Source organism: Sanguibacter suaedae (genome assembly GCF_016342785.1).
Classification (GTDB): Bacteria; Actinomycetota; Actinomycetes; order Actinomycetales; family Cellulomonadaceae; genus Sanguibacter; species Sanguibacter suaedae.
In genome coordinates this window covers 147,756-171,462 of sequence record NZ_JAEINH010000001.1, presented here as the reverse complement: position 1 = coordinate 171,462, position 23,707 = coordinate 147,756, and the positions used below count along the sequence as shown (strand labels likewise).

The 23,707-nt window shown below is 72.7% G+C and carries 19 protein-coding genes, 3 tRNA genes and 1 pseudogene; 14 read left to right on the top strand and 9 right to left on the bottom strand.

The genetic code is table 11. The features are described from left to right. The first annotated feature begins 13 nt into the window (after positions 1-13). The 7 genes and pseudogenes from JAV76_RS00850 (at position 14) to JAV76_RS00820 (ending at position 4,270) form a co-directional block, all read left to right on the top strand. Entirely contained in the window at positions 14-463 is a 450-nt protein-coding gene (locus JAV76_RS00850; RefSeq protein ID WP_198732121.1) for a roadblock/LC7 domain-containing protein, read from the top strand. An 11-nt stretch (positions 464-474) separates the two neighbouring features. After that, on the top strand, positions 475-885 hold the full coding sequence (locus tag JAV76_RS00845) for a DUF742 domain-containing protein (protein WP_198732120.1): 411 nt from the start codon (positions 475-477) through the stop codon (positions 883-885). Continuing rightward, on the top strand, positions 866-1,480 hold the full coding sequence (locus JAV76_RS00840; RefSeq protein ID WP_230401679.1) for a GTP-binding protein: 615 nt from the start codon (positions 866-868) through the stop codon (positions 1,478-1,480). The genes JAV76_RS00845 and JAV76_RS00840 overlap by 20 nt, the downstream gene beginning before the upstream one ends. Positions 1,481-1,584: 104 nt before the next feature. Further along, a tRNA-Ser gene (locus tag JAV76_RS00835) sits at positions 1,585-1,673 on the top strand. Between the two features lie 702 nt (positions 1,674-2,375). After that, positions 2,376-2,705: pseudogene (locus JAV76_RS15315) on the top strand (CAP domain-containing protein); the annotation flags it as partial. A 123-nt stretch (positions 2,706-2,828) separates the two neighbouring features. After that, positions 2,829-4,103 carry a threonine/serine exporter family protein gene (locus tag JAV76_RS00825; RefSeq protein ID WP_307843934.1) on the top strand — a complete coding sequence of 425 codons (1,275 nt, stop codon included), beginning with the start codon at positions 2,829-2,831 and terminating at the stop codon, positions 4,101-4,103. A 78-nt stretch (positions 4,104-4,181) separates the two neighbouring features. Continuing rightward, positions 4,182-4,270: transfer RNA gene (locus JAV76_RS00820), tRNA-Ser, on the top strand. 84 nt (positions 4,271-4,354) lie between these two features. Here JAV76_RS00820 and JAV76_RS00815 read toward each other — a convergent pair. Both JAV76_RS00815 and JAV76_RS00810 read right to left on the bottom strand, forming a co-directional pair. After that, complete coding sequence (locus tag JAV76_RS00815) at positions 4,355-5,683, bottom strand: FtsX-like permease family protein (protein WP_198732119.1); 1,329 nt, start codon at positions 5,681-5,683, stop codon at positions 4,355-4,357. After that, the gene (locus JAV76_RS00810) at positions 5,680-6,423 is read right to left on the bottom strand and encodes an ABC transporter ATP-binding protein (RefSeq protein WP_198732118.1); all 744 of its coding nucleotides are present in this window, start codon (positions 6,421-6,423) and stop codon (positions 5,680-5,682) included. The genes JAV76_RS00815 and JAV76_RS00810 overlap by 4 nt, the downstream gene beginning before the upstream one ends. A 265-nt stretch (positions 6,424-6,688) precedes the next feature. Between JAV76_RS00810 and JAV76_RS00805 the strand changes: the two genes are divergently transcribed. The 3 genes from JAV76_RS00805 to JAV76_RS00795 all read left to right on the top strand — a co-directional run bounded on the left by JAV76_RS00805 (position 6,689) and on the right by JAV76_RS00795 (position 7,347). After that, positions 6,689-6,764: transfer RNA gene (locus JAV76_RS00805), tRNA-Arg, on the top strand. Between the two features lie 71 nt (positions 6,765-6,835). After that, positions 6,836-7,084, top strand: a complete 249-nt coding sequence (locus JAV76_RS00800) for a hypothetical protein (RefSeq protein WP_198732117.1) — start codon at positions 6,836-6,838, stop codon at positions 7,082-7,084. 62 nt (positions 7,085-7,146) lie between these two features. Continuing rightward, a complete protein-coding gene (locus JAV76_RS00795) occupies positions 7,147-7,347 on the top strand; it encodes a hypothetical protein (protein WP_198732116.1) in 201 nt (66 codons plus the stop codon). Positions 7,348-7,356: 9 nt separating this feature from the next. Here JAV76_RS00795 and JAV76_RS00790 read toward each other — a convergent pair whose 3' ends face one another. Further along, positions 7,357-7,737: a winged helix-turn-helix transcriptional regulator gene (locus JAV76_RS00790; protein WP_198732115.1), complete on the bottom strand. Its 381-nt coding sequence runs from the start codon at positions 7,735-7,737 to the stop codon at positions 7,357-7,359. Positions 7,738-7,815: 78 nt separating this feature from the next. On the opposite strand from JAV76_RS00790, the gene JAV76_RS00785 reads away from it, so the two are divergent. From JAV76_RS00785 to JAV76_RS15175, 3 genes are all read left to right on the top strand, one after another. Continuing rightward, complete coding sequence (locus tag JAV76_RS00785) at positions 7,816-8,226, top strand: RidA family protein (protein ID WP_198732114.1); 411 nt, start codon at positions 7,816-7,818, stop codon at positions 8,224-8,226. Between the two features lie 116 nt (positions 8,227-8,342). Beyond that, positions 8,343-11,480, top strand: a complete 3,138-nt coding sequence (locus tag JAV76_RS00780; protein WP_198732113.1) for a choice-of-anchor M domain-containing protein — start codon at positions 8,343-8,345, stop codon at positions 11,478-11,480. A gap of 52 nt (positions 11,481-11,532) precedes the next feature. Then, positions 11,533-12,525, top strand: coding sequence for an asparaginase (locus JAV76_RS15175; protein ID WP_198732112.1), 993 nt, complete (start codon positions 11,533-11,535; stop codon positions 12,523-12,525). 12 nt (positions 12,526-12,537) lie between these two features. Here the strand turns inward: JAV76_RS15175 and JAV76_RS00770 are convergent, their stop codons facing one another. Together JAV76_RS00770 and JAV76_RS00765 are read right to left on the bottom strand one after the other, a co-directional pair. Continuing rightward, on the bottom strand, positions 12,538-15,666 hold the full coding sequence (locus JAV76_RS00770) for an efflux RND transporter permease subunit (protein ID WP_198732111.1): 3,129 nt from the start codon (positions 15,664-15,666) through the stop codon (positions 12,538-12,540). A gap of 50 nt (positions 15,667-15,716) precedes the next feature. Next, positions 15,717-16,352 carry a TetR/AcrR family transcriptional regulator gene (locus JAV76_RS00765; protein WP_198732110.1) on the bottom strand — a complete coding sequence of 212 codons (636 nt, stop codon included), beginning with the start codon at positions 16,350-16,352 and terminating at the stop codon, positions 15,717-15,719. A gap of 193 nt (positions 16,353-16,545) precedes the next feature. Between JAV76_RS00765 and JAV76_RS00760 the strand changes: the two genes are divergently transcribed. Further along, positions 16,546-18,717 carry a methyl-accepting chemotaxis protein gene (locus JAV76_RS00760; RefSeq protein ID WP_198732109.1) on the top strand — a complete coding sequence of 724 codons (2,172 nt, stop codon included), beginning with the start codon at positions 16,546-16,548 and terminating at the stop codon, positions 18,715-18,717. Positions 18,718-18,730: 13 nt separating this feature from the next. On the opposite strand, the gene JAV76_RS00755 is transcribed toward JAV76_RS00760, so the two are convergent. The 4 genes from JAV76_RS00755 to JAV76_RS00740 all read right to left on the bottom strand — a co-directional run bounded on the left by JAV76_RS00755 (position 18,731) and on the right by JAV76_RS00740 (position 23,637). Then, the gene (locus JAV76_RS00755) at positions 18,731-19,195 is read right to left on the bottom strand and encodes a GNAT family N-acetyltransferase (protein WP_198732108.1); all 465 of its coding nucleotides are present in this window, start codon (positions 19,193-19,195) and stop codon (positions 18,731-18,733) included. 57 nt (positions 19,196-19,252) lie between these two features. Further along, the gene (locus JAV76_RS00750) at positions 19,253-20,935 is read right to left on the bottom strand and encodes an ABC-F family ATP-binding cassette domain-containing protein (protein WP_198732107.1); all 1,683 of its coding nucleotides are present in this window, start codon (positions 20,933-20,935) and stop codon (positions 19,253-19,255) included. A gap of 69 nt (positions 20,936-21,004) precedes the next feature. Further along, a complete protein-coding gene (locus JAV76_RS00745; RefSeq protein WP_198732106.1) occupies positions 21,005-21,514 on the bottom strand; it encodes a mycothiol transferase in 510 nt (169 codons plus the stop codon). Next, complete coding sequence (locus JAV76_RS00740; RefSeq protein ID WP_198732105.1) at positions 21,511-23,637, bottom strand: thioredoxin domain-containing protein; 2,127 nt, start codon at positions 23,635-23,637, stop codon at positions 21,511-21,513. Before JAV76_RS00740 ends, JAV76_RS00745 begins: the two co-directional genes overlap by 4 nt. Positions 23,638-23,707: the final 70 nt, after the last annotated feature.

Here is a 23,707-nt window from a genome sequence, read left to right as displayed (position 1 = left end):
AAAAGGAGGAAGCGTGAGCGCTCTCAGCACTGAGGCGACGAACTTTGGTTGGTTGCTCGACAACTTCGTCAGGACTGTCCCCGGCACCCGTCACACCCTGGTGGTGTCGGCAGACGGGCTCCTGATGGCCATGTCCGAGAACCTCGACCGGACGAGCGGTGACCAGCTCGCCGCGATCGTGTCCGGCATGTCGAGCCTGACCAGAGGTGCGTCCCGTCAGCTCAACGGAGGTGCAGTCCGCCAGGCCATCATCGAGATGGACAACGGCTTCCTGTTCCTCATGAACGTGTCCAACGGATCCGTCCTCGCGGCCGTCGCGGACTCCACGTGCGACGTGGGTCTGATCGGCTACGAGATGGCCATGCTCGTCTCCCGCACAGAGGCCACCTTGACGCCGCAGCTTATCTCTGAGATGCGCGGTAGCCTTCCTGTTGACGGAGCGACCCGAGCGCCGATCGGATGAGGTAGGTCACCATGTCGAACTTCACGTCGAACTCGCACTCCATGGATGGAGAGCACTTCGAGGCCGCCACGGTGCGTCCGTACGCAGTGACGGGCGGCCGTGTCCGCTCGGCGACGTCGAACCTGCCGCTCGAGACATTGATCGAGGTCATGCCCGGTGCGGTCGACAGCCGGGGCCTGCCCCCGGAGAAGCGTGCGATCCTGAGCCACGCGGCTCACACGTACGTCTCGATCGCCGAGGTCTCCGCACTGCTGCGGATGCCTCTGGGAGTGGTGCGGATCCTCATCGCGGACCTCGCCGACGACGGGTACCTCACCGTCCACACGTCTACGCCCGTCAATGTTCACACCGGACACGGTCAGAACCCTGCCCTGTCCCTGAGTGTGTTGGAGAGTGTTCTCAATGGTATTTCCGCCCTCTAACGGCCCCGCGAACGCGGCGGCCGCGCCGGCCAAGCCTGCGGGCGCTCCGACGGTCGTCAAGATCGTCGTGGCGGGCGGCTTCGCGGTCGGCAAGACGACCTTCATCGGGTCGATCTCCGACATCGAGCCTCTGAACACCGAGGCGGCCATGACCGAGCACTCCGTAGGCGTCGACGACGCGGGCGGCGTGTCCGACCGCAAGACGACCACCACCGTGGCGATGGACTTCGGTCGTATCGAGCTCCCCGGCTCGCTGTGGCTGTACCTCTTCGGCACACCCGGCCAGGACCGCTTCCTCTTCATGTGGGACGACCTGGTGCGCGGCGCGATCGGCGCCGTGGTCCTCGTCGACACCGACCGCCTGGAGCAGTGCTTCCCGGCCGTCGACTACTTCGAGTCCCGCGGCATCCCGTTCGTCGTCGGCGTCAACTGCTTCGACGGGGTGGCCAAGCACCGCCTCGAGGACGTCCGCGAGGCTCTTCAGATCCCCGCGCACGTCCCCATGCTCTACACGGACGCCCGCTCCCGCGCGGCGACCAAGCAGTCCCTCATCGCGCTCGTGCAGCACGCGATGCAGCAGCTCCGCGCCGCCTGAGCGGTCCGGCCTGCTGGACCCGAACCGCCCTCGACCATCAGGGGGCGGTTCGGTGCGTTCCGAGACCTCGTGCCAGAATGGCGCGTGCGCAGCCCGCTGCGCGAGGAGGGCTGACAGAGCGGCCTAATGTGACGGTCTTGAAAACCGTTGTGCCTCAACAGCACCGGGGGTTCGAATCCCTCGCCCTCCGCCACTTCACCCCACGCTCCCGGCTGCCCGGGTAGCGTCCGTCGCCGCGACCACGCAGAGTGGTAAATGCGGCGATTCGTGTTTCACGGGGACGCTGGGTGAAGAAGTTCGCTCCAACCGCTCGTGATCGACGGTCGACGTGCCGATGCATCCGCAGACACACGAGAGTGAGCGAGCGAGCATGAAGCAGAAGACCGTCCTGACCGGTGCCGTCGTGGCAGCAGGCCTCCTGGCCCTCGCGCCCGTCGCCACCGCCTCCGGGATCCTCACGTCCGAGCAGGGCACCGTCCGGGCAGGCGCCGTCGTTCCCGCTCCGACGGCCGACGCGACACCCGCGTCCGCCGTCGACGAAGCGCCCGACCTGGCCGCCCTCGTGCCTGCCGAGCCGCTCCAGGACACGGCTCCCGTACCCGCGCCCGCCGTCTCTCCCCAGGCCGCGCCCGCCGCGGTCGAGGACCCGACGGCCGCGGCTGTGCCGGGCACCGCGCCCGCTCCCGTGGCGTCGGCGGCACCCGAGGCGACGCCCGTTCCGGCCGACGCAGCGGCCGCGCCTGCGGCTCCGGCACCTGCCGCAGCGGCGCCGGTTGCCGCCGCCCCCGCGGCCCCGGCACCCGCGGCCCCGGCACCCGCGGCCGCCCCTGCTGCCGCGCCCGCCGCCGCGCCGTCGACCGCGGGCGCCGCAGCGCTCTTCTGGGCGCTCAACGACGCCCGGGCCGCGAACGGCCTGCCGCCGCTGGCCTACCACTCCGGGCTGGAGGCCGTGGCACAGCCGTGGAGCGCGCACATGGCGTCCACGGGCATGGCACACAACCCGTCCGTGTCGTCGCAGATCCCCGCCGGGTGGAGGGCGTGGGGCGAGAACGTGGCGTACGCGGGCGGGTACCCCGACCTCCCGTCGACCATCCACACGAACTGGATGAACAGCCCGGGCCACCGGGCGAACATCCTGCGGTCCACGTTCACGCACGTGGGCATCGGGTACCACGTCGCCCCCGACGGGTCGGCGTGGGCCACCCAGGTGTTCGCCCGGTACTGACACTCCCGCGCGCAGAGGTCTCCGGGTGCTCACCGCGCGTTCGACGTGCTCGGTGCGGGACGTGGCGGACCTCACGGGACGGATGTCCTGCGTCGGGCGCCGCAGGTCCGCGATGATGGGCCGGTGACGACCAGCCCGCCCCAGGAGGACTCCCTCGAGCCCGTCGGCCTCATCAGGCAGTCCGGTGTGGTCCTCCGGGTGGGGACCATGCTCCTCGCCAGCGGGAGCGGCAGCTACCGTGTGAAGATCGCCATGCAGCAGGTGGGCCGGGCCCTCGGCATGGACAGCGTCGCGGCGCAGGTGACCGTCAACGAGATCACCGCCACGTCGCACCGTGGGCCCATCTTCCGCACCGAGGTGGTGCAGAGCCGGGCCATCGGGGTGAACGCCCACCGCATCGCCACCCTGGAGCGCCTGTGCGCGACGCTGAGGCCCGGGGTGACGGTCGAGGAGATCGAGGAGCGCCTCGACGCCATCGAGGCCACACCGCCCCGGTACGGTCCGTGGTCCAACGCCCTCTTCGCGGCCCTCGCGTGTGCCGCCTTCGCGTTCCTCAACAACGGCGGACCGGTGGAGGTCCTCGTCGTGTTCTTCGGGGCCGGGCTCGGGCAGCTCGCCCGCCGGCACATGCTCCACAAGGGGTACAACCAGCTCGGTGTGACCATGCTGTCCGCGGCGGTCGCGAGCGGTGTGTACCTGGGCATCGTCAACGTGCTGTTCGCGCTCGGCGCGGTCGACTCGATCCACGAGAGCGGCTACGTGTCCGCGGTGCTCTTCCTCGTGCCCGGGTTCCCGCTGGTCACCGCGGGCCTGGACCTGTCCCGGCTCGACTTCTCCGCGGGGATGTCGCGGCTCACGTACGCCCTGATGATCATGACGTCGGCGGCGTTGAGCGTGTGGGCCGTGTCCGCCGTCATGGGGCTCACGCCGGACCCGGCCGACCCGCTGTCGCTATCCCTCGCCCTCGAGATCGGGCTGCGCCTCGCGGCGAGCGCCCTCGGCGTGTGGGGCTTCGCGCTGCTGTTCAACTCCCCGTGGCGCATCGCGTTCGCGGCCGCCGGGATCGGGATGCTCGTGAACGTGGGCCGCCTCGAGCTCGTCGATGCGGGGATGCTCCCGCAGGGCGCCGCGTGCGTCGCCGGGGTGGTCGTCGGGGTGCTCGCCAACCTCGTGGCGCCGCGGCTGGGGGTCCCACGGATCACGCTGTCCGTGCCGGCCGTGGTCATCATGGTGCCGGGTGCGTCGGCGTACCGGGCCATCTACTACCTCAACAGCGGTGACTCCGTGGAGGCCCTCGCGCACGGGGTGCAGGCCACGTTCGTGGTCATCGCCCTCGTCATCGGGCTGACGATCGCACGCACCCTCACCGACGGCGCGTGGCGGCGGGCGCCGCGCTGAGCGGGCGCGCTTTTGCTCCTGGGTGCGGCGTACGGGTACCCTGGCACAGCCCGCAGTAGATCGCTGTGCCGCGGGCGAGGAGACGTCGCATAGCCAGGTCTAGTGCGCCACCCTGCTAAGGTGGTAACGGGGCAACCCGTTCGAGGGTTCGAATCCCTCCGTCTCCGCTTCACGAAGGGCCCCGGTCAGGTGACCGGGGCCCTTCGTCGTTCTCGGTGGTCGTCGAGGGCGGGCCGCCCGCCCTCGACGCGTCAGACGGCGACGACCTCGCGGACCACGCGACGTGAGGCGGCGGCGCCGGCGAGGACGAGCCCGCCGGCGGCGAGGACGCTCACGACGAACTGGACGACGACGGGCCAGCTCTGCAGGGCGACGGTTCCCACCACGGGCACCATGAACAGGAGCGAGAACCCGGCGGAGACGCCCATGCAGGCGACGAGGGGGATGAACGTCTCGCGCATGCGGGCGGTGTCGAGGACGCCGACGTCGGTGCCGGCGAGGGTGAGGGTGCGGTACTCGGCGCGTCGGGCGATGACGTTGCCCGCCTGCATGACGCCGGTGGACACTGCGGCGAGGACGCCCGCGATGGCGAGGGTGAGGTACCCGCCGGTGGCGACGTCGAGCATGAGGATGCGGTCCTCCCCGGCGTACGCGTCGGCGGTGGACGCGAACATGGAGGACAGGCTGGCGAGCCCGGCGATGAACGTCGCGAGGGCGACGCCGCCGACGGACCGCCACGCGGTGCGCGGGTCGTCGATCATGCGGCGTCCGGCGAGGAGCGTGGGGACGGTGCGGGCGCGGGACGCGGTGACCTTGCCGAGGACCCACACGACGAAGGGGCCGACGACGTTGAGGGTCGCGAACCCGATGACGAGCATGACGGCGATGACGACGAGGTCGGCGCGGCCGAGCTTGATGACGGTGGTGAACGCGACGACGGCGGCCACGGCGACGAGGGCCCGCATCCACGTGAGGCCGGGTGGCTGCTCCCGGTTGGCGACGCCGAGGGGTGTCACGGCGACGCGGCGCAGGCTCACGACGGACGACAGGAGCGCGACGAGGACGACGCCCGCGACCGCTGCGAGGACGGTCGGCACGCCCGTCCACAGCTCGGCGAGGCCGAACGCGCGGTCCTGGAACCGCACCTGGGCGACGAGGGGCACGAGCGCGAGGTACCCGACGACGCCCGCGAGGGCCCCCACGAAGGCCTGGGAGGCGGCGTCGAGGACCGTGAGGGTGGCGACCTGCCCCGTCGTCGCCCCGGCGAGGCGCAGGGCCGCGAGGCGGGCGTCGCGTCGTGCGACGGCGAGGCGCGCGGCGGCCCCGCCGAGGGTGATCAGCGGCACGAGGAGCAGGGACGCGGCGACCCAGGCGAGGATGACGTACGTCCCGGCCTCGTCGGTGCTGCCGGCCAGGCGGGCGCGTTCCCCGAAGGCGCCGACGCCGCCGAGGACGACGAGGACGATCGCGGTGGTCACGGCGAACGCGAGGACGGACAGGACGGTGGTGAGGCGCTGCGGGTCGCTGCCCGTGGCGCTCCGGCGCCGGAGCAGGAGCCACAGGGCCGCGGTGGCCTTCATCGGGCGTCCTCGGTCTGGGCGGCGGACGCCGGGGTGGACCGGTCGGGGGCGAGGAACTCGCCGGAGACGCGACCGTCGCGCATGGTGATGGTGCGCGAGCACCAGCGGGCCACGCCCGGGTCGTGGGTGACGACGACGAGGGCCGCGCCGGCGGCCTCGGCGGCGCTGGTGAGGATGGACATGACCTCGGTGCCCGTCGACTGGTCGAGGGCGCCCGTGGGCTCGTCGGCGAACACGACGCCGGGGGAGCCGACGAGGGCGCGCGCGATGGCGACGCGCTGCGCCTGCCCGCCCGACATCTCGCCGGGCCGACGGTCGTCCATGCCGGCGAGGCCCAGCCGGGCCAGGACGTCGGACGCCCTGGCGGTGGCCTCCGCGCGGGGCATGCCCGCGAGCATGAGGGGGAGGGCTGCGTTCTCGACAGCGGGGAGCTCGGGGAGGAGCTGCCCGGACTGGAACACGAACCCGAAGTCGGTGCGGCGCAGCGCGGTGCGCTGGGCGTCGCGCATGGCGACGATGTCCGTCCCCCGCCACATGACGGCCCCCGACGTGGGGCGGACGATCCCGGCGAGGCAGTGCAGGAGGGTCGTCTTCCCGGAGCCGGACGGGCCCATCACCGCGAGGGACTCGCCCGCGAAGACGGTGGTGTCGACGCCGGCGAGGGCATGGGTGGCGGTGGCGTCCGAGCCGTACACCTTGGTCAGGGCGCGGGCGGTGAGGACGGGCTGGGCTGTCTGCATGAGTCCAGCCTGGCGGGCGGTGGGGTGGCTGCGCGTCGGCCGACGGTCTCGTCGTGCGCGGCGCCGCCTACGCCTCGAGGGTGACCCCCGGGTGGTCCCTCTGCACCCCAGGGAGTGGTCCCAGGGGCGGAGGACCAGGGAGGACCCTGAGCCCGGGACGGCCTCGCGCTCAGGGTGCGACGGGGGTCACGTCGCCCCGGTTTGGGGATCGGGGCCCAGTCGCGGTAATGTTCTCGACGGTCGCCCTCGCGGTGACCGACGGTCTGCGCCCGTAGCTCAACGGATAGAGCATCTGACTACGGATCAGAAGGTTGGGGGTTCGAATCCCTCCGGGCGCACCACAACAAGAGGCTCGAGATCCTGAGGATCTCGAGCCTCTTGTTCGTTCACCAGGGGCAGGGGAGAGTGGAAAGTGACCGACCGAACGCAGGACGAGCCGCGCGACACCTTCCGCAGGTATTTCCTCGTGACGTGGCCGCTGGCGATCATGGTCATCGGGATGAGCATCGTGCGGATCCAGAACGGCGTCTGGTGGAACGAGGTCGTCACGACCATGGTCGTCTCGGGTCTTGTCGTGTCCTGCGCCATGGCCGTCTACGCCGCACGCAAGGACCGAGCGGTCCGGCGGCAGGCGGCCACCTCGGAGCCTGAGCGCGGCTAGCCCGTCCCCGGCGGGGCGCGCGACCGCATGACACCGCTCCCACCTGCTGCGATGCTGGGGTGATGGACTGGATCGCGCACGAGCACGCCCACCAGCTCGACACGCCCCAGGGCGAGGTCATCATCACCCCGTACGTGCCGAGCGACGGGCCAGAATGCTGGATGGTCGTCTACCCGTGGGGTGGGTCCGTCACCCTCCCCGAGGGAACGCTCGCCGACGCGAAGGCCGTCGCCGAGAAGACGGTCGCAGAGCGGCTCGGCTAGCCTTCCGCCCTACCGGTACTCCGCCTCGTCGAAGGCCTCGCGCGCACGCTGGATCTCGGGCAGGTGCGCCCGCGCCCAGACGAGCAGGGCGTCGACGGGGTCCCGGAACGTCTTGCCCAACGGGGTGATGCTGTACTCGACCGCCACCGGGCGCGAGCTCACCACCTCCCGCCCGACGATCCCGTTGCGCTCCAGGCGCCGCAACGTCGCGGTGAGCGACTTCGCGGTGACCTCCGGGACCGCCCGGCGCAGGTCGTTGAAGCGGGAAGGGCGCTCGCAGAGCTCCTCCAGCACCTGCAGCGACCACTTGTCGAGCACCTGGTCCAGGAGCTCCCGGTGCGGGGCGCCGACACCGAGGTCGTGCGTCAGGGGGCGGGCGGTATCCGTCATGCCACCTAGTCTCGTTGAAGTGCCTTCCGGACACCAGGTAGACAACGGATACCACCCGTTCTCGACCAGGAGGTCCCCGTGCCCGTCCAGCTCTTCACCCCCGACGGCCTCATGCAGCCCACGCCCTACCACCACGTGGCGGTCGCCACCGGAACCCGACACGTCCACGTTGCGGGGCAGATCGCGCGCGATGCCCAGGGCGCTCCCCTCGCGCCCGGCGACCTCGCGGGCCAGGTCGCCGCAGCCCTGCGGAATACCGCGACCGGCCTGACCGCCGCAGGCGCGACGTTCCACGACGTCGTGCGCCTCACCTTCTACGTCACCCGGTGGCAGCCCGAGATGATCAGCGACTTCATGGCCGGTGTCGAGAGCGTCTCCCAGGAGCTCGACCTCCCGCAGCCGCTCCCGCCCTCCTCACTCATCGGCGTCGAGCTCCTCTTCGAGCCCGACGTGCTCGTCGAGGTCGAGGCCACCGCGGTCCTCGACTGACGCAACCTTGACAGTTCCTGGGAGGTCGGAGAAGATCACGCTGAACGATATTGATATTCGTTCTCATAAACCCTCCCGCGTGACGCCGCCCCGGCGTGCGCTGCGAAAGGACCCCCGTGATCTCCACCGCACGACCGGCCGCCCGGCCGACGGCGCTGCTCACGGCGGTGACGGTCCTGGCGGGAGCCCTCATGCTCCCCGCCACGGCCGTCGCCGCCGACGGCACCGCGCCCGCTCCTACCGAGTACCGCGTCCTCCAGGACATCCACACCGACGCCGTCTCCACGTTCCTCGAGGACGGCGCCCTCGTGCTCGGGACCAAGGCCGACGTCCCCGAGGGCAACGGCACACGCCTCGATCCCGCGGACGTCTGGTTCCACGTGGATCAGGACTCCGCGACCACCGCCCCCGCCGGCTTCGACTTCATCGCCCCCGAGGGCGCGCCCATCTGGCTCGCGTCCGAGTCCAACCCCGGTCCCGGCCAGCTGTGGCCCGGGTTCTCCACCGAGTCCGTCCCCACCGGTGCGATCGAGGGCAACAGCACCACCTTCACGCTCACCGGCGTCGAGGGCCCCGGTGACCTCGAGCTGTTCACCATGGGCACCTTCGGCGGCGCCAATCGACTGTGGTCCTCCGACGAGGACCACAAGACGTTCACCGTCGGCCGCACCCACATGCACGCCAACTGGGCCTTCACCGCGCCCGGCACCTACCGCGTGAGCGTCGAGGGCACCGTGACCGTCGCCGGTGCGCCGTCGAGCGACACCGCCACCTACACCTTCGTGGTCGGGGACCTCCCCGAACAGGCCGCCACCGGGACCACGCTCGCGGCGTCCGCGACCGACCTCGTCCTCGGCGACCCCCTGACCCTCACCGCGACCGTCACGCCCGCGCTCGCCGACGGGTGGGTCGAGCTCCGCGACGGCGACACCGTGCTCGGGCACGAACCCGTCACCGACGGCTCAGCCACCTTCACGGTCGCCGAGCCGGTCGTCGGACCCCACTCCTACACCGCGACCTACGTCCCGGCCGTCGCCAACCTCGCCCTCGCGTCCACCTCCGCGCCCGTCGGTGTCACGGTGGTCGAGGAGGCCGGCGGCGACGAGTTCGGGCTCCGCGGCCTCGCCGACTCCTACACCGTCGGCGACATGCTCGACGTCCGCCTCGTCGGCGTCACCCTCACCGAAGGACAGACCGTCGAGTGGGCCATCCGCCCCGTCGGCACCACCAACAGCGGGTACGCCCTGGACGGCACCGGAGGCCGCGCGGCCGAGGGCCACCTCCAGATGCCCCTCGACCTGTCCCACGACGGCTTCGAGATCCAGGCCGCGGTCCGAGAGGGGCGCACCACCGTCCAGAAGACCGACTGGCTCCCGCTCGTCGTCACCCAGGACGGCGGCCAGCCGGTCCTCACGCTCGAGACGCCGGGCACCCTCTACAACGGCGAGACCCTCCTCCTCACCGTCTCCGGGCGCGACCTCGCCCCCGGCGAGAGCTACCGGCTCGTCCAGCGCAACGGCAGCCCCTGGTACCCGGTGGAGACCGCAGTCGTCGACGGCGCCAGCATCAGCCTGGTTGGCATGTCGTGGTACTCCGGCGACATGGCCGTCCAGGTGGTCCGGGACGGGGTCGCCGTGGCTCAGTCGCCGATCCTCCCCATGACGATCCTCGAGCGCGAGGTCATGCTCGAGGGTGTGCAGAGCGTCTACCGCGACGGAGCCACCCTCCGTGCGAGCGGCACCGTGTTCCCCGAGCGTGAGGGACTCGTCTACGAGTGGAGCTACTCGAACTTCTCCGTGGAGCCCTGGGTCACCACCGTCCTCAAGGAGGGCAACGGCCCCGACGCCCTGACCCTCGAGCACACCATCACCCAGGACCTCGACGGCGGGTACCTGTACCTCGTCGCCAAGCTCGGCGACGAGTACGTCGGTCAGGCCGGAGCCCCGATCAACGTCTCCACCGCCGACCCCGACGAGCAGATCTTCTTCTTCCAGTCGATCAGCGGCCACTACCACCAGGGCGGCCAGGTGAGCCTCGGGCTCATCGCCGACCCCGCGCTCGCCGAGGACGACACCGTCGCCTGGGAGTGGCGTTGGCCCGGACAGGACTGGACGGCGCTGCCCGACGCCGAGGGGCTCACCCACTCGCTCGTCGCCGAGCAGGCGCTCGACGGCGTCGAGGTGCGTGCCACCCTGACGTTCGCCGGTGACGCCGGGACCATGGTCGCGGAACCCGTGACCGTGCACGTCGACGACCACGGCGCCCCCGCACGCCAGAAGATCACGATCGACGGAGCCCAGGGCACGCTCGCCGAGGGCGAGGAGGCGACGCTCACCGCGATCGTGGACCCCGCGTCCGTCGTCGACCGGTGGGAGTGGTTCGTCCAGCGAGCAGGCGAGACGACGCCCATGCTCGTCGAGGACCAGCACGGTCCCGAGCTGACGTTCGCCGCCGAGGCGGAGCTGGACGGAGCGGCCGTGTTCGCCCGCCTCGTCCTGCCGGACGGCACCGTCTACGTCGAGTCCGCACCCGTGCGGCTCTCCGTCGCGGAGGCCGGCTCGGAGCCGACCGACCCGGCCGAGCCCACGGACCCGACCGAGCCGACGGACCCGACGGACCCGACGGACCCGACTGTGCCTCCTGCACCGGGGACACCCACCGGGCCTGAGACGCCGGTCGAGCCCGTCGACCCGGCGAACCCCGCCGAGCCCGGCACTCCCGCCGAACCCGGTACCCCGGCCGAGCCGGTGATCCCCGCCGACCCGACGGTCAAGCCTCAGGGTCTGCCCACGAACCGCACGGCTGCCGTCCTCGACGGTGTTGCCGAGGGTGGCATCGTCCTCGACCAGAAGGCGCTCCGTCAGGGGCAGGTCGTCACCGTGGACGTCGGTGAGGACCGTGCGGGGACGTGGGTCGCCGTGTGGCTGTTCGAGCCCGCGGCGCTCCTCAACGGTGACTGGACGCAGGTCGCCGCGGACGGGACCGTCACGGTCCGCATCCCGGAGAGCACCCCGCCCGGTGACCACCGTCTCGCGGTCCTCGACGTCCAGGGCGACGTCGTCGGCTGGGTGGCCGTGACCGTCGCCGCCCAGGACGGCACCGCACCCACCGGGACGCTCCCGCAGACCGGTGGCCAGGCGAACCCGTGGTGGATCGCCGTGTCGCTGCTCCTCGTCGCGGCAGGCGCAGGGCTCGTCGCCCTCCGCGTCCGCGCAGGGCGGGGCACCAGCACCAGCAGCACCGGAACCGTGTGACGTGTGGGCCGGTCGGCACCGCCGACCGGCCCACCCTGGTTCACTTGTCCGCGTGACACGGACACGACGCATCAGCCTCATCACCCTCGGCGGCACCATCAGCTCGGAGAACGCCCCCACGTCGGAGGGCGTGGTCCCGGTCCGGGGCGCCGAGATGTTCCGCCGCGAGGTCCAGGACAGGGTCCCCGACGTCGAGCTCGTCCCGCACGAGCTCCGCCTCCTCCCGTCGCCCTCCCTGTCCCTCGACGACGTCCTCGCCGTCCACCGTCACGTCACGGGCCTGCCCGACGACGTCGACGGCGTGGTCGTCTCCCAGGGCACCGACACCATCGAGGAGACGGCCTTCGCGCTCGACCTCCTCGGCACCGCCGCCCGCGTGCCCGTCGTCGTCACGGGCGCGATGCGCAGCCGGGACGTCCCCGGCGAGGACGGACCCGCGAACCTCGTCTCCGCGATCCGCGTCGCCGCCGCGCCCGACGCCTCGGGCGCGGGGGTCCTCGTGCAGTTCGCCGACCTCGTGCACAGCGCCCGGTGGGTCACCAAGCGCAGCACCTTCCGGGTCGACGCCTTCTCCTCCGACCCCCTCGGCCCCGTGGGCCTCGTCGTCGAGGGCGCGGCTCGCCTCGAGCTGCGTCCGCGCCCCAGGGCGGCGCTCGCGGCCCCGCCGACGGCGGGTGCGCGCGTCGCGATCGTCGGGGCGGGCGGTGGCGACGACCTCGCGGTCCTGCCCGCTCTCGCCGACGCCGGGTACGACGGTGTGGTGCTCGCCGGTGCCGGTGGTGGGCACGTCGCGGCGACGGCCGTCGAGCACGTGGAGCGCGCCGTGGCGCGCATGCCCGTGGTCCTCGCCAGCCGCATCGGCTCCGGGCCCGTGCTGGAGCACACCTACGGGTACGCGGGCGGCGAGATCGACCTCGCCGCCCGCGGTGTCCTGCCCGGCGGGTCGTTGTCCGCCGTCAAGGCACGCGTCCTGCTCACCCTCCTGCTGTCGTCGGGCCTGCGCGGCCCGGACCTCCGTGAGGCCTGGGCCGCGCACTCCCGCTGACGGGGTCCTTCGTCAGGCCTCGGCGCCTGCCGGGGCCTGCTCCGTGGCGTCGGCACGCTTGAGCGCACGGCGCTCCTTGCGCCCCTCGACGAGCCGGTAGAGGACCGGCACGAGCACGAGGGTGAGGAGCGTCGAGGACACGAGCCCACCGATGACGACGATCGCGAGGTCCTGGGAGATGAACCCGGCGGACCCGGTGACCCCGAGCGCCATGGGGATGAGGGCGCAGATGGTCGCGAGCGCCGTCATGAGGATGGGGCGCAGACGCTGGCGTGCCCCGTCGAACACGGCCTGCTCGACGTTCTCGCCCTGCTCCCGGTACTGGTTCACGAGGTCGATGAGCACGATCGCGTTGGTCACCACGATGCCGATGAGCATGAGGAGACCGATGAGCGCCGAGACGCCCAGCGGCGTGCCCGTGAGGAGCAGCAGCACGATGGCCCCGGTCGCGGCGAAGGGGATCGACACGAGGAGGATGAGCGGCTGCACGAGCGACTTGAACGTCGCGACCATGAGCAGGTAGACGATCGCGATGGCGAGGAGCATCGCGAGGCCCAGCTGCTCGAACGATTCCGCCTGGAGCTCGGCGACACCGCCGACGTCCGCGGACGCACCCGCGGGCAGGTCCACGGAGGCGAGGGCCTCGTCGACGGTCGTGGTGAGCTGTCCCAGCTCGCCCTCCACCGGCGTCACGGAGATGGTGGCGACGAGCTCGCCGGCCTCACGCGTGATGGTGGTGGGGACGCTCACGCGCTCCACGGTCGCGACGTCGGCCAGCGGCACCAGGCCGGAGGCCGTCGGGAGCACCATCTGGGAGATCTCGTCCGGCGTGGTGGGCGTGGGCAGGCCCGTCTCGACGTAGATGCGGTGCTCGGTGCCGTCGACGGTGAGGGTGCCGACGCTCTGCGGGGAGAGCGACCCGGCGACGATCCCCACGACCTGGATCTCCGTGAGGCCCTGCTGCAGGGCGGCCTCGCGGTCGACGGTGATCTGCAGGGTCGGCTGGTCGGCCGCGCGGTCCGTCTCGGTGGTCGTCGAGTACTCGACGCCCTGCAGCGCGGTGTACACGGTGTCGGCGGCCTCGGCGAGGTCGGCCTCGTCGACGGCGGTGACGACCACGTCGACGGTCGAGGAGAACCCGCTGCCGTCGTTCTGGCCGAGCGTGATGGTGCCCGCGCCCTCGATGGCGTCGAGGCGCTCGCGCACGGTCTCGGTGAGCGCCGCCTGGTCGGCGTCGGGATCGGTGTTCACGATGAACGACGCGGTCCCGCCGCCACCCCCGAGGAGGGCGCCGAGGTCGCCGTCGCCGGACCCGGCCGTGAGGAGGACCTCCTCGATGCCCTCGGTGTCGAGGAGCGCGTCCTCGACGGCGCGCGCCCCCTCGCTCACGGAGTCGAGGTCGGTGCCGGGCTCGAACTCCTGCGTGATGGACAGGGAGTTCTGGCCGGTGCCACCCAGGAAGTCGACCTTGAGGAGCGGCACCAGGGACACGGTGCCCACGAGGAGCAGCACGGAGGCGAGGACGGTGATGACGGGGTGCTTCTGGGTGGAGCGCAGCACGGGCCGGTACCCGCGCTGGAGGAACCCGCGGTGCTCCTTGGCCTCGGCCTCGGCGCGGACCCTCTCGAGCTCGGCCGGGTCGCTCGCGGCCCCGGCGTCGGCCTTGCGGCCGAGGAACCAGTACGACAGGACGGGCACGATCGTCAGGGCGACGAGGAGCGACGACAGCATGGCGATCGCCACGGTGAGCGCGAAGGGCCGGAACAGCTCGCCGACGACGCCGCTCACGAGGGCGATGGGCAGGAACACGGCGACGGTGGTGAGGGTCGACGACGTGATGGCGCCCGCGACCTCGCGCACCCCGGTGAGGATCGCCTCGAGCTTGGGCGTCCCGTAGCCGATGTGCCGTTTGATGTTCTCGATGACCACGATGGAGTCGTCGACCACGCGGCCGATGGCGATGGTCATGGCGCCGAGGGTGAGGACGTTGAGCGTGTACCCGCCCACGTACAGGCCGATGAACGTCACGAGGACGGACAGCGGGATCGAGATGGCCGTGACGAGCGTGGACCGCACGGACAGCAGGAACACGAGGATCACGAGGACCGCGAACACGAGGCCGAGGGCGCCCTCGAGGACGAGGTGGTGGATGGAGTCCTCGATGAACGGCGCCTGGCTGAACACGACGGTGAGCTCCGTGCCGTCAACGAGCTCGTCACGGAGGTCCGCGAGGGCCTCGTCCACGGCGTGGGAGACGCCCACGACGTCCGCGTCGGCCGTGGCGGTGATGGACACCGAGAGGCTGTCGGTGCCGTTGGTGCGGGTGATGGAGGTCCGGTCCTCGGTGACGAGGTCGACGGCGGCGACGTCCCCGAGGAGGACGACGGTTCCCGGCTGGGTGGTGCTGGCGAGCGGCAGGGCGCGCAGGTCGTCGAGCCCGGCGAGCGCGGTCCCGGCCTGGACGGAGAGCTCCTCGCCGTCGGTGGTGACGGTCCCGACGGGCAGCACCGTGCCGTTGGCGTCGAGCGCGGCGGTGACGTCCTGCGGGCCGAGGCCCGCGGCGGCGAGGGCGGCCGCGTCGGGGGCGATGGTGATGCGCTGCGTCTCGCCGCCGCTGACGACCGCGGAGCGCACGCCGTCGACGTCCTCGAGGCGGGGGACGACGACCTCGTCGAGGGTGGTGGAGAGGTCCGCGACGCTCGCGTCGGAGGTGGCGGTGAGGAAGATGATGGGGAAGTCGGAGACGTTGCCCGCGATGATCTCCGGCTCGGCGCTCTCGGGCAGCGACCCCTCGACGGACTCGATGGCGCGGGTCACCCCGCTGCGCACCTGGTCCGCGTCGGCCCCGAAGGTGTACGCCACGGAGATGATGGACAGCGAGCCCCGGGACGTGGCGACGACGTCCTCGACGTCGGGGACGTTCGTGAGCGCCGTGGACAGCGGCAGGCTGATCTGCTCGTCGACCACCTCGGGCGACGCGCCGGGTGACGCGGTGACGACGGTGACCTGGGGGAGCTCGATCGAGGGGATGAGCTCCTGCTTGAGGCTCGTCATGGCGACGAGGCCACCGATGGCGATGAGCAGGGAGACGAGCGCGACGAGCGCTCGGTTCGCCAGGCTGAGGCGGGCGAGTCGGAACACGGGTTTTCCTCCGCGGGAGTGGGGCGGTGAGGGGCTGGGAGCGGGCGGTGCTAGAGGAGTGCGGTGAGGACGGTGCGGGCGCGGGCGACGGCGTCGTCCGCGAGGCTGGTGAACGGGCGGGACCGGTCGCCGGCGAGCCACTCGCGGACGACGGCGTGCAGCGTGCCGGTGCACAGGCCGAGCATGGTGCTCACGGCCTGCTCCGGTGTGGTGGCGGACCCTGCGAACCGACCGCTGCGTTCGACGATGGCGCGGACGGTGCCGCCGACGGCCTCGCCCATGCGGTTGATCTGGGCGAGCTGTCGACCCAGGAGCTCGGGGTGCTGCTCGGCGATGGCCATGCGCGCCTCGTGGAGCTCGGCCGCCTCGGGGGCGGCGGGCAGCCAGATGGTCGCGAGGAACGCGACGACGGACGCCACCGGGTCGGAGTGGTCGTGCGTGTCCAGGTGGTGCGCCACGACGGCGTCGGTGAGGTTCTCGTCGTGGATCCCGAGGATCGCGTCCTCCTTCGAGTCGAAGTAGTTGAAGAAGGTGCGGGACGACACGTCCGCGCGGGCCGCGATCGCGTCCACCGTGAGTCGCTCCAGCCCGTCGCGCTGCACGAGCTCCACGGCGGCCTGCTCGAGGCGCAGCCGCGTCTCGGCGCGCTTGCGCTCGCGGAGGCCGGGGGCGGGTGGGGTGGACACGGACGTAGCGTCGCACGCGCAGAAAGTTTGCACAACTGTAATTTTGCAGGGGTGAAGTGAACGGATGGCGGGTGGGACCGCACATCGGGACTCAAGTCCCTTGACATACCGCCGATAGGTGAAAGTGGCGCCCGGGAACCTGGGCGCGCGCGTCGCCACCGTCGTCGGCCCCCTCTTCTGCTCGAGGAGAGACATGCACCCGACGACCACGCGCCCCGGCGGCCCGCGCGCCACACCTCCCGGAGCGCGCCCCGGAGCCAGGAGCCGACGCGGCCTCGGCCTGCGGAGCCAGCTCCTGCTCACCGGGGTCGGGTCCGTGGTCCTCACGGCCGTCCTCCTCACCGCAGCCGGGGCCTGGCAGAGCGCCGGGCTCGCCGAGCAGGCGGGGGCCGACGTCCGCGCCCTCAACGAGTCGTCGCTGGAGACCACCGTCCAGCAGGCGGAGTCGCTGGTCGCCACGCAGGTCACCACGGTGACCGCCCGCCTCGAGTCCGACCTCGGCGTCGCGCAGCAGGTCCTCGCCACCGAGGGGACCCTCGAGCTCGGTGAGCCCGTGGCCTGGCGTGCCACCAACCAGACGACCGGCGACGCCACCGACATCACCCTGCCCCGCATGAGCGTGGGCGCCACCTGGCTCGGCCAGAACCGCGACCTCAGCACCCCCACACCCGTCGTCGACGACATCGCCTCGCTCCTCGGCGAGGCCGTCACCATCTTCCAGCGCGTCGACGAGACCGACGACATGCTCCGCGTCGCGACGACCGTCCCCACCGCCGACGACACCCGCGCCATCGGCACCTACATCGCCGCCACCGCCCCCGACGGCACCCCCAACGCCGTGGTCGCCGCGCTCCTCGCCGGCGAGAGCTTCTTCGGCACCGCCCAGGTGGTCGGCGAGACCTACGTGACCGGGTACGGGCCACTCCTCGACGGCTCCGGAGAGGTCATCGGCGCCATCTTCGTGGGCCTGCCCCAGGCGGACGTCGACGCACCCCTGCGCGCGGCGCTCGCAGACATCACGATCGGCACCGACGGGTACGTGACGGTCACGGACGCCGCCGGCGCGTACGTGGTCCCGCCGCCCGGTGCCGTCGCCGGTGACTCCGCGCTCGACGCGACCGACGCCGACGGCACGCCCTACACCCAGTCCCTCGTCGACGCCGTCGCCGCGGCCGAGGGGGAGCACGCCCGGGCCCGCCTGACGCTCCCGACCGCGGGCGCCGCGACCGTCGAGGTCGGGGCCTTCCCCGCCTGGGGCTGGACCATCGCGGCGTGGGGCTTCGACTCGGACCTCGAGGCCGTCCCCCAGCAGCTCGAGCAGGGCGCGTCGGACCTCCTGCGTGACCTCGCGCTCGTCGGTCTCCTCGTGGCGGCGCTCATCGCCGGGCTCGTCGTGTGGACGTCGGGTCGGATCACGGCGCGCCTCGCGCGGCTCACGGACGCCCTGCGTCGCGTCGCCGGCCGTGACCTGTCGGTGACCGTCGTCCCCGAGGGGACCGATGAGATCGGCGTCATGGGCGAGGCCCTGCGGGAGGCGGTCGACGGGATGCGCACCGCCGTCGAGCGCATGGGCGCGAGCGCCGACGCGCTGCACACCACGGCCGACGGCCTGGGCGGGTCGAGCAGGACCCTCGAGGGCATCGCGGCGGACGCGCAGGGACGGGCGTCGGAGGCCGCCGGGTCGGCCTCGGTCGTGTCGTCGGAGGTGCAGGCGGTCACCGCCGCCATGACCGAGATGCGCACGTCCATCGACTCCGTGGGGCACGACGTGCGGGCGGCGTCCGAGGAGGCGCACCGCGCGGTGGGGCTCATCGCGGAGGCGTCGGAGTCGGCCGAGCGGCTGGGCGGGTCGTCGTCCCAGATCGCGGCCGTGCTGCGGACCGTCACGGCCATCGCGGAGCAGACGAACCTCCTGGCGCTCAACGCGACCATCGAGGCCGCCCGGGCCGGGGACGCGGGCAAGGGCTTCGCGGTGGTCGCCGGCGAGGTCAAGGAGCTCGCGCACCAGACGGCCACGGCCATCGACGCGATCGCCCCGGTGCTCGACGCCGTGACGACCGACGCCGGGGACGTCACGGCGAGCATCACGCGCATCGCCGGGTCCATGTCCGAGGTGAGCGAGCGCCAGTCGTCGGTCGCGGCGGTCGTGCAGCAGCAGGCGATCACCACCACGGAGATCGAGCGCAACCTGGTGAGCGCTGCCGCGGGGTCCACGGACATCGCGGAGAACGTCGCCCGGGTGGCGACGACGTCACGCGCGACGTCCGAGCAGGTGGGCGAGGTGCGGGGCGTCGTCGACGGCTTGGGACGCGTCGCGGCCGAGCTCACCGACGGGGTTCGGGAGTTCACGCTCGTCGGGCGGTGACGACGCGGGCGGTTCACACCCGCTTGGACATCTGCACGGCCTTGGTCTGGTACCCGAGGGACTCGTAGAGCGCCCGGGCGCCGGTGTTGAAGCCGAAGACGTTCAGCCCCAGGGTGCTGCCACCGTTCTCGCGGACCACGGTCTCGGCGAGCGTCATCGCGGCCCGCCCGTGACCTTGACCGCGGTGCTCGGCGGCGATCTCCACGTCCCACACCCACCAGGCGTCGTGGTCGTCGTCCGAGACCGGGCCCACCCACAGGTACCCGACGACCTGGTCGTCGGCGACGACGTCGAGCACGTGGTGGCCGGGTGCGGGGGCGCCGCCCGGGAAGAGCCGGGTGTGGGACGCGAGGGCGTTCGCCTCGGCCGCCTCGAGGGTCTCGCCGGCGCGGACGCGCTCGGCGACGTACTCGGCGCGGGTGCGCTCGATCCACCCGGGGAGACGGTCGGTCGGCATGGGTGTCAGGTGCACGGTCATGGGCCGATCATGCCGCGTCCGTGCGCTGCCCCGCGCCACCTCTTCCCGGCGTCCCGGTCACTCCTCGGTGACGCGCCCCGCGTCGACGGTCCAGCGGCGGTCGACGCGCACGGCGTCGAGCATGCGGCGGTCGTGGGTGACGAGCAGCAGGGTGCCCGCGTAGCCCTCGAGGGCCTCCTCGAGCTGCTCGATGGCGGGCAGGTCCAGGTGGTTGGTGGGTTCGTCGAGGACGAGGAGGTTCACACCCCGCGCCTGGAGGAGCGCGAGCGACGCCCGCGTGCGCTCTCCGGGCGACAGCGACGTGACGGGCCGTCCGACGTGGGCGGCGCGCAGCCCGAACTTCGCGAGGAGGGTGCGGACGTCCGCGTCGGACCAGTCGGGGACGAGCCGCGCGAACGCGTCGGCGAGCGGGCCGCCGCCCGCCCCGAGGAGGTCGCGCGCCTGGTCGACCTCGCCGACGGCGACGCTCGCCCCGAGCGTCGCCGTGCCGGCCGCGAGCGGCTGCCGCCCGAGGAGGGCCCGCAGGAGCGTGGTCTTGCCGGACCCGTTGGCGCCCGTGATGGCGATGCGGTCCCCGGCATCGACCTGAAGGTCCACGGGACCGAGCGTGAACGCGGGACCACCCGTCCCGTCGCCCTCGCCCCCGTCCCTGCCGGCACCGTGGTGCACGACGGCCCCGCGGAGGGTCGCGACGACGCTCGACCCGCGGGGTGCCGCGGCGATCTCGTAGCGCAGCTCCCACTCCTTGCGGGGCTCGGCCACCTCGTCGAGGCGCTCGATCATGCGCTCGGTCTGCCGGGCCTTCGCAGCCTGCTTCTCCGACCCCTCGCGGCGCTTGCCGGCGAGCATCTTGTCGGGGTCGCTCGCCTTGCGCAGCGCGTTGCGCACGCCCTTGTCCATCCAGCCGCGCTGCATGCGCGCCCGGGCCTCGAGGGACATCTTCTTGTCGGCGTACTCGTCGTACTGCTCGCGGGCGTGCCTGCGTGAGGTGGCGCGCTCCTCGAGGTACGCCTCGTACCCGCCGGAGTAGACGCCCACCTGCTGCTGGGCGAGGTCGAGCTCGACGACGCGCGTGACGCAGCGGGCGAGGAACTCGCGGTCGTGGGAGACGACGACGACGCCTGCGCGCTGGGAGCGCACGAACGTCTCGAGGCGGGCGAGGCCGTCGAGGTCGAGGTCGTTGGTGGGTTCGTCGAGGAGGAGGACGTCGAACCGGGACAGCAGCAGCGCCGCGAGGCCGACGCGGGCGGCCTGCCCGCCGGACAGCCCCGTCATGGGGTGGGTGGGGTCGACGTCGAGGCCGAGGTCCGCGAGCACCGCGCCGGTGCGCTCGTCGAGGTCCGCGGCACCGATGGCCATCCACCGGTCGAACGCCACGGAGTACGCGTCGTCCGCGCCCGGTGTGCCCGCGGCGAGCGCGTCCGCCCCGGCGTCGAGGGCGGCCTGCGCGTCGGCGACCCCGGTACGGCGTGCGAGGTGCCCGGCGACCGTCTCCCCGGGGACGCGCTCCACCTCCTGCGGCAACCACCCGACGAGGGCGTGCGCGGGCGACAGGGACACGGACCCGGCGTCGGGCGCGTGCGCCCCGCCCAGGACGGAGAGCAGGGTCGACTTCCCGGCACCGTTGGGCCCGACGAGACCCACGACGTCACCAGGGGCGACGACGACGTCCAGGTCGGAGAACAGGGTGCGGTCGGCGTGCCCGGCGGCGAGGCCGCGGGCGACGAGGGTGGCGGTCACAGCACCATCCTCCCCCGGGAGAGGGGCGGTCCTGTGCCGGACGGCAGGTGCTGCGGATGTCGTGTCCTGTCAGCCGCCGGCGACGAGCCCCCGGACGTAGGCGGCCTGCCCGGCGTGCTGGAGGTCGTCGGCGAGGATGCTCACCAGGCGCACGCCCATGGTCACGGGAGGGTCCCACGACTCGTCGATCACGCGGTCGAGGTCGTCGTCGCCCAGGCCGGCGACGACGTCCCGGCTGCGGGCCACGACCGCGTCGTGGTAGCCGACGAGGAGCTCGGCGGTGACGCCACGGACGGCGGCGACGTCGTCGCTCGTGTGCCCGTAGCCCGTGTCCTCGTCGGGCAGGGACAGGTCGAACCGTCGCGCCCACCCGTCGGCCGTCCACACCTCGGGGCTGTCCGCGAGGGCCGCCACCTGCGCGTCCTGCACGCGGGCGAGGTGCCACACGAGCCACGCGATCGTGTTCGCGTCTGGGCCGGGCCGGTGCTCCAGCTGGTGGGGCTCCAGCCCGTCGCACACGTCACGCACCTCCTGCGCGACGCGGTCGAAGGTCTCGGTGAGCAGGTCGTGGGTCCTCATGGCGTGTCCTCCGTGGTGCGCGTGGGGGAGAGGAGCTGCCGGAGGTCGGCAGCGGTGGTCACGGGGCGCTCGCACACGAAGCCCCGGCACACGTAGGCGGTGGGCACCGGTGCGGGGCGGTCGGCGAGGAGCGGGTGCCCCGTCCCTTCCGGCCCGACGGCGATCACCGCGCCCGCCGTGGGCGTCGCCCACGCGGCCTGCACCAGGTCGTCCCCGGCCGACGACCCGGGTGCCGTCGGGAGGACGACGGCCACCTCGCGCGGGCCGTCGGCCATGGCCTCGGCGACGGCGAGGGCGTGCCCCGCGAACCTCGGCGCACGCCGCGCGAGGACGGGGTACACGGCGAGGGCGGCCTCGGCGGCCTGCCGGTGCCGGTGGGACCCCGAGAGGGCTGCGTACCGCAGGAGGGCGCCGGCCGCGGCGGAGCGGCCGGAGGGGCTCGCGTTGTCGCCGGGATCGGCGGGGCGCACGACGAGCTCGACGCCGTCGTGCGCAGCGTCGGGCGTGTCGTAGAACGTGGTGCCGCCCTCCGGCGACTCCTCGATGAAGCGGTCGAGGACGGTGTCGAGGAGGTGCCGGGCGATCTCCGTCCATCGCGTGTCGCGTCGTGCGGAGGACAGGACGAGGAGCCCGTCGGCGAGCAGGGCGTAGTCCTCGAGGGTGCCGCCCGCATCGCCCTGCTCCGTGCCGAGCGACACGCGCCGCAGGTGCACGGCGTGGTCCTCCGTCCCGAGGTGGAGGGCCACCACGTGCCCCGCGGCCTCCTCGGCAGCGTCCACCCAGTCCGGCCGCCCGAGGATCATGCCCGCCTCGGCGAGCGCGCCGACGGCCATGCCGTTCCACCCGGCGACGACCTTGTCGTCGCGTCCCGGCCTCGTGCGCTGCTCGCGCGCCTCAGCCAGCACCGTGCGGACGCGTTCCCAGCGGGCCGCGTCGTCGGGCGCGGAGACGAGGTCCGGGTCGAGGAGCTGCAGGACGCTCGCCCCGCCCTCGAAGGTGCCCTCCGGTGTGACGGACAGCACACGCGCCGCCCAGCGCCCGTCGTCCTCCCCGAGGACGTCCACCAGCTGCTCCGGGGTCCACACGTAGAAGGTGCCCTCGTGGCCGTCGCTGTCCGCGTCGAGGGACGACGCGAACGCCCCCTCGCCGGTCCGCAGCTCACGGAGGAGGAACTCCGCGGTCTCCGTGGTGACCCGGCGGGCGAGCGCGGCCGGCCCGACGAGGTCCTGTCCGTCGAGCTCCGTCGCGCCCCCGCCCACCAGGGCGTCGAGGGTGCGGGTCAGGTGCGCGTACACGCCCAGGAGCTGGGCGTTGTCGTAGAGCATCTTCTCGAAGTGCGGCACCACCCACCCCGCGTCCACGGAGTAGCGGGCGAACCCGCCGCCCAGCTGGTCGTACAGCCCTCCCCGGGCCATCGCCTCGCACGTGCTGAGCACCATCCGCAGCGCCCGCTCGTCGCCCGTCCGGGCGTGGTGACGCAGGAGCTGCTCCAGCGTCATCGACGGCGGGAACTTCGGGGCACCACCGAAGCCCCCGTGCTGCGCGTCGAGGTCCCGGGACAGCGCGTCGACGGCCCCCGCGAGGTCGTCCACCGTCGGCGCAGAGGTGAGCGTGCTCAGCTCGGGCGACTGCGTCCGCAGGTGCTCCACGAGCCCACCTGCCTGCTCGACGATGTCCTCCCGGCGGTCCCGCCACGCCGTGCTCACCGCGTCGAGGACCTGACGGAACGACGGCATGCCCTGCACCGGTGTCGGCGGGTAGTACGTCCCCGCGAAGAACGGCGCACCGTCCGGGGTGAGGAACACCGTCATCGGCCACCCGCCCTGCCGCGTCATCGCCACCACGGCCGCCATGTACACGGAGTCGATGTCCGGGCGCTCCTCCCGGTCCACCTTGACGTTCACGAATCCCGCGTTCATCTGCGCCGCCGTCGCCTCGTCCTCGAACGACTCGTGCGCCATGACGTGGCACCAGTGGCACGCCGCGTACCCCACGGACAGCAGCACCGGCACGTCGCGCTCGCGAGCCTCGGCGAACGCGTCGGACGACCACTCGCGCCAGTCCACCGGGTTGTCGGCGTGCTGTCGGAGGTACGGGGACAAGGACCGGGAGAGACGGTTCATCCATCCACCGTACGACCGTGCGGGGCCCGATGCCGCTGCGGGTGCGGCGGCCGACCCGCTGACGTGGATA

Excerpts from the sequence above, each read along its gene's own strand:
- JAV76_RS00745 (WP_198732106.1), bottom strand. The coding sequence starts at position 21,514 with ATGAGGACCCACGACCTGCTCACCGAGACCTTCGACCGCGTCGCGCAG.
- JAV76_RS00740 (WP_198732105.1), bottom strand. The coding sequence starts at position 23,637 with ATGAACCGTCTCTCCCGGTCCTTGTCCCCGTACCTCCGACAGCACGCC.
- JAV76_RS00815 (WP_198732119.1), bottom strand. The coding sequence starts at position 5,683 with ATGAAGGCCACCGCGGCCCTGTGGCTCCTGCTCCGGCGCCGGAGCGCC.
- JAV76_RS00790 (WP_198732115.1), bottom strand. The coding sequence starts at position 7,737 with ATGACGGATACCGCCCGCCCCCTGACGCACGACCTCGGTGTCGGCGCC.
- JAV76_RS00795 (WP_198732116.1), top strand. The coding sequence starts at position 7,147 with ATGGACTGGATCGCGCACGAGCACGCCCACCAGCTCGACACGCCCCAG.
- JAV76_RS00755 (WP_198732108.1), bottom strand. The coding sequence starts at position 19,195 with ATGACCGTGCACCTGACACCCATGCCGACCGACCGTCTCCCCGGGTGG.
- JAV76_RS00760 (WP_198732109.1), top strand. The coding sequence starts at position 16,546 with ATGCACCCGACGACCACGCGCCCCGGCGGCCCGCGCGCCACACCTCCC.
- JAV76_RS00840 (WP_230401679.1), top strand. The coding sequence starts at position 866 with ATGGTATTTCCGCCCTCTAACGGCCCCGCGAACGCGGCGGCCGCGCCG.
- JAV76_RS00845 (WP_198732120.1), top strand. The coding sequence starts at position 475 with ATGTCGAACTTCACGTCGAACTCGCACTCCATGGATGGAGAGCACTTC.
- JAV76_RS00810 (WP_198732118.1), bottom strand. The coding sequence starts at position 6,423 with ATGCAGACAGCCCAGCCCGTCCTCACCGCCCGCGCCCTGACCAAGGTG.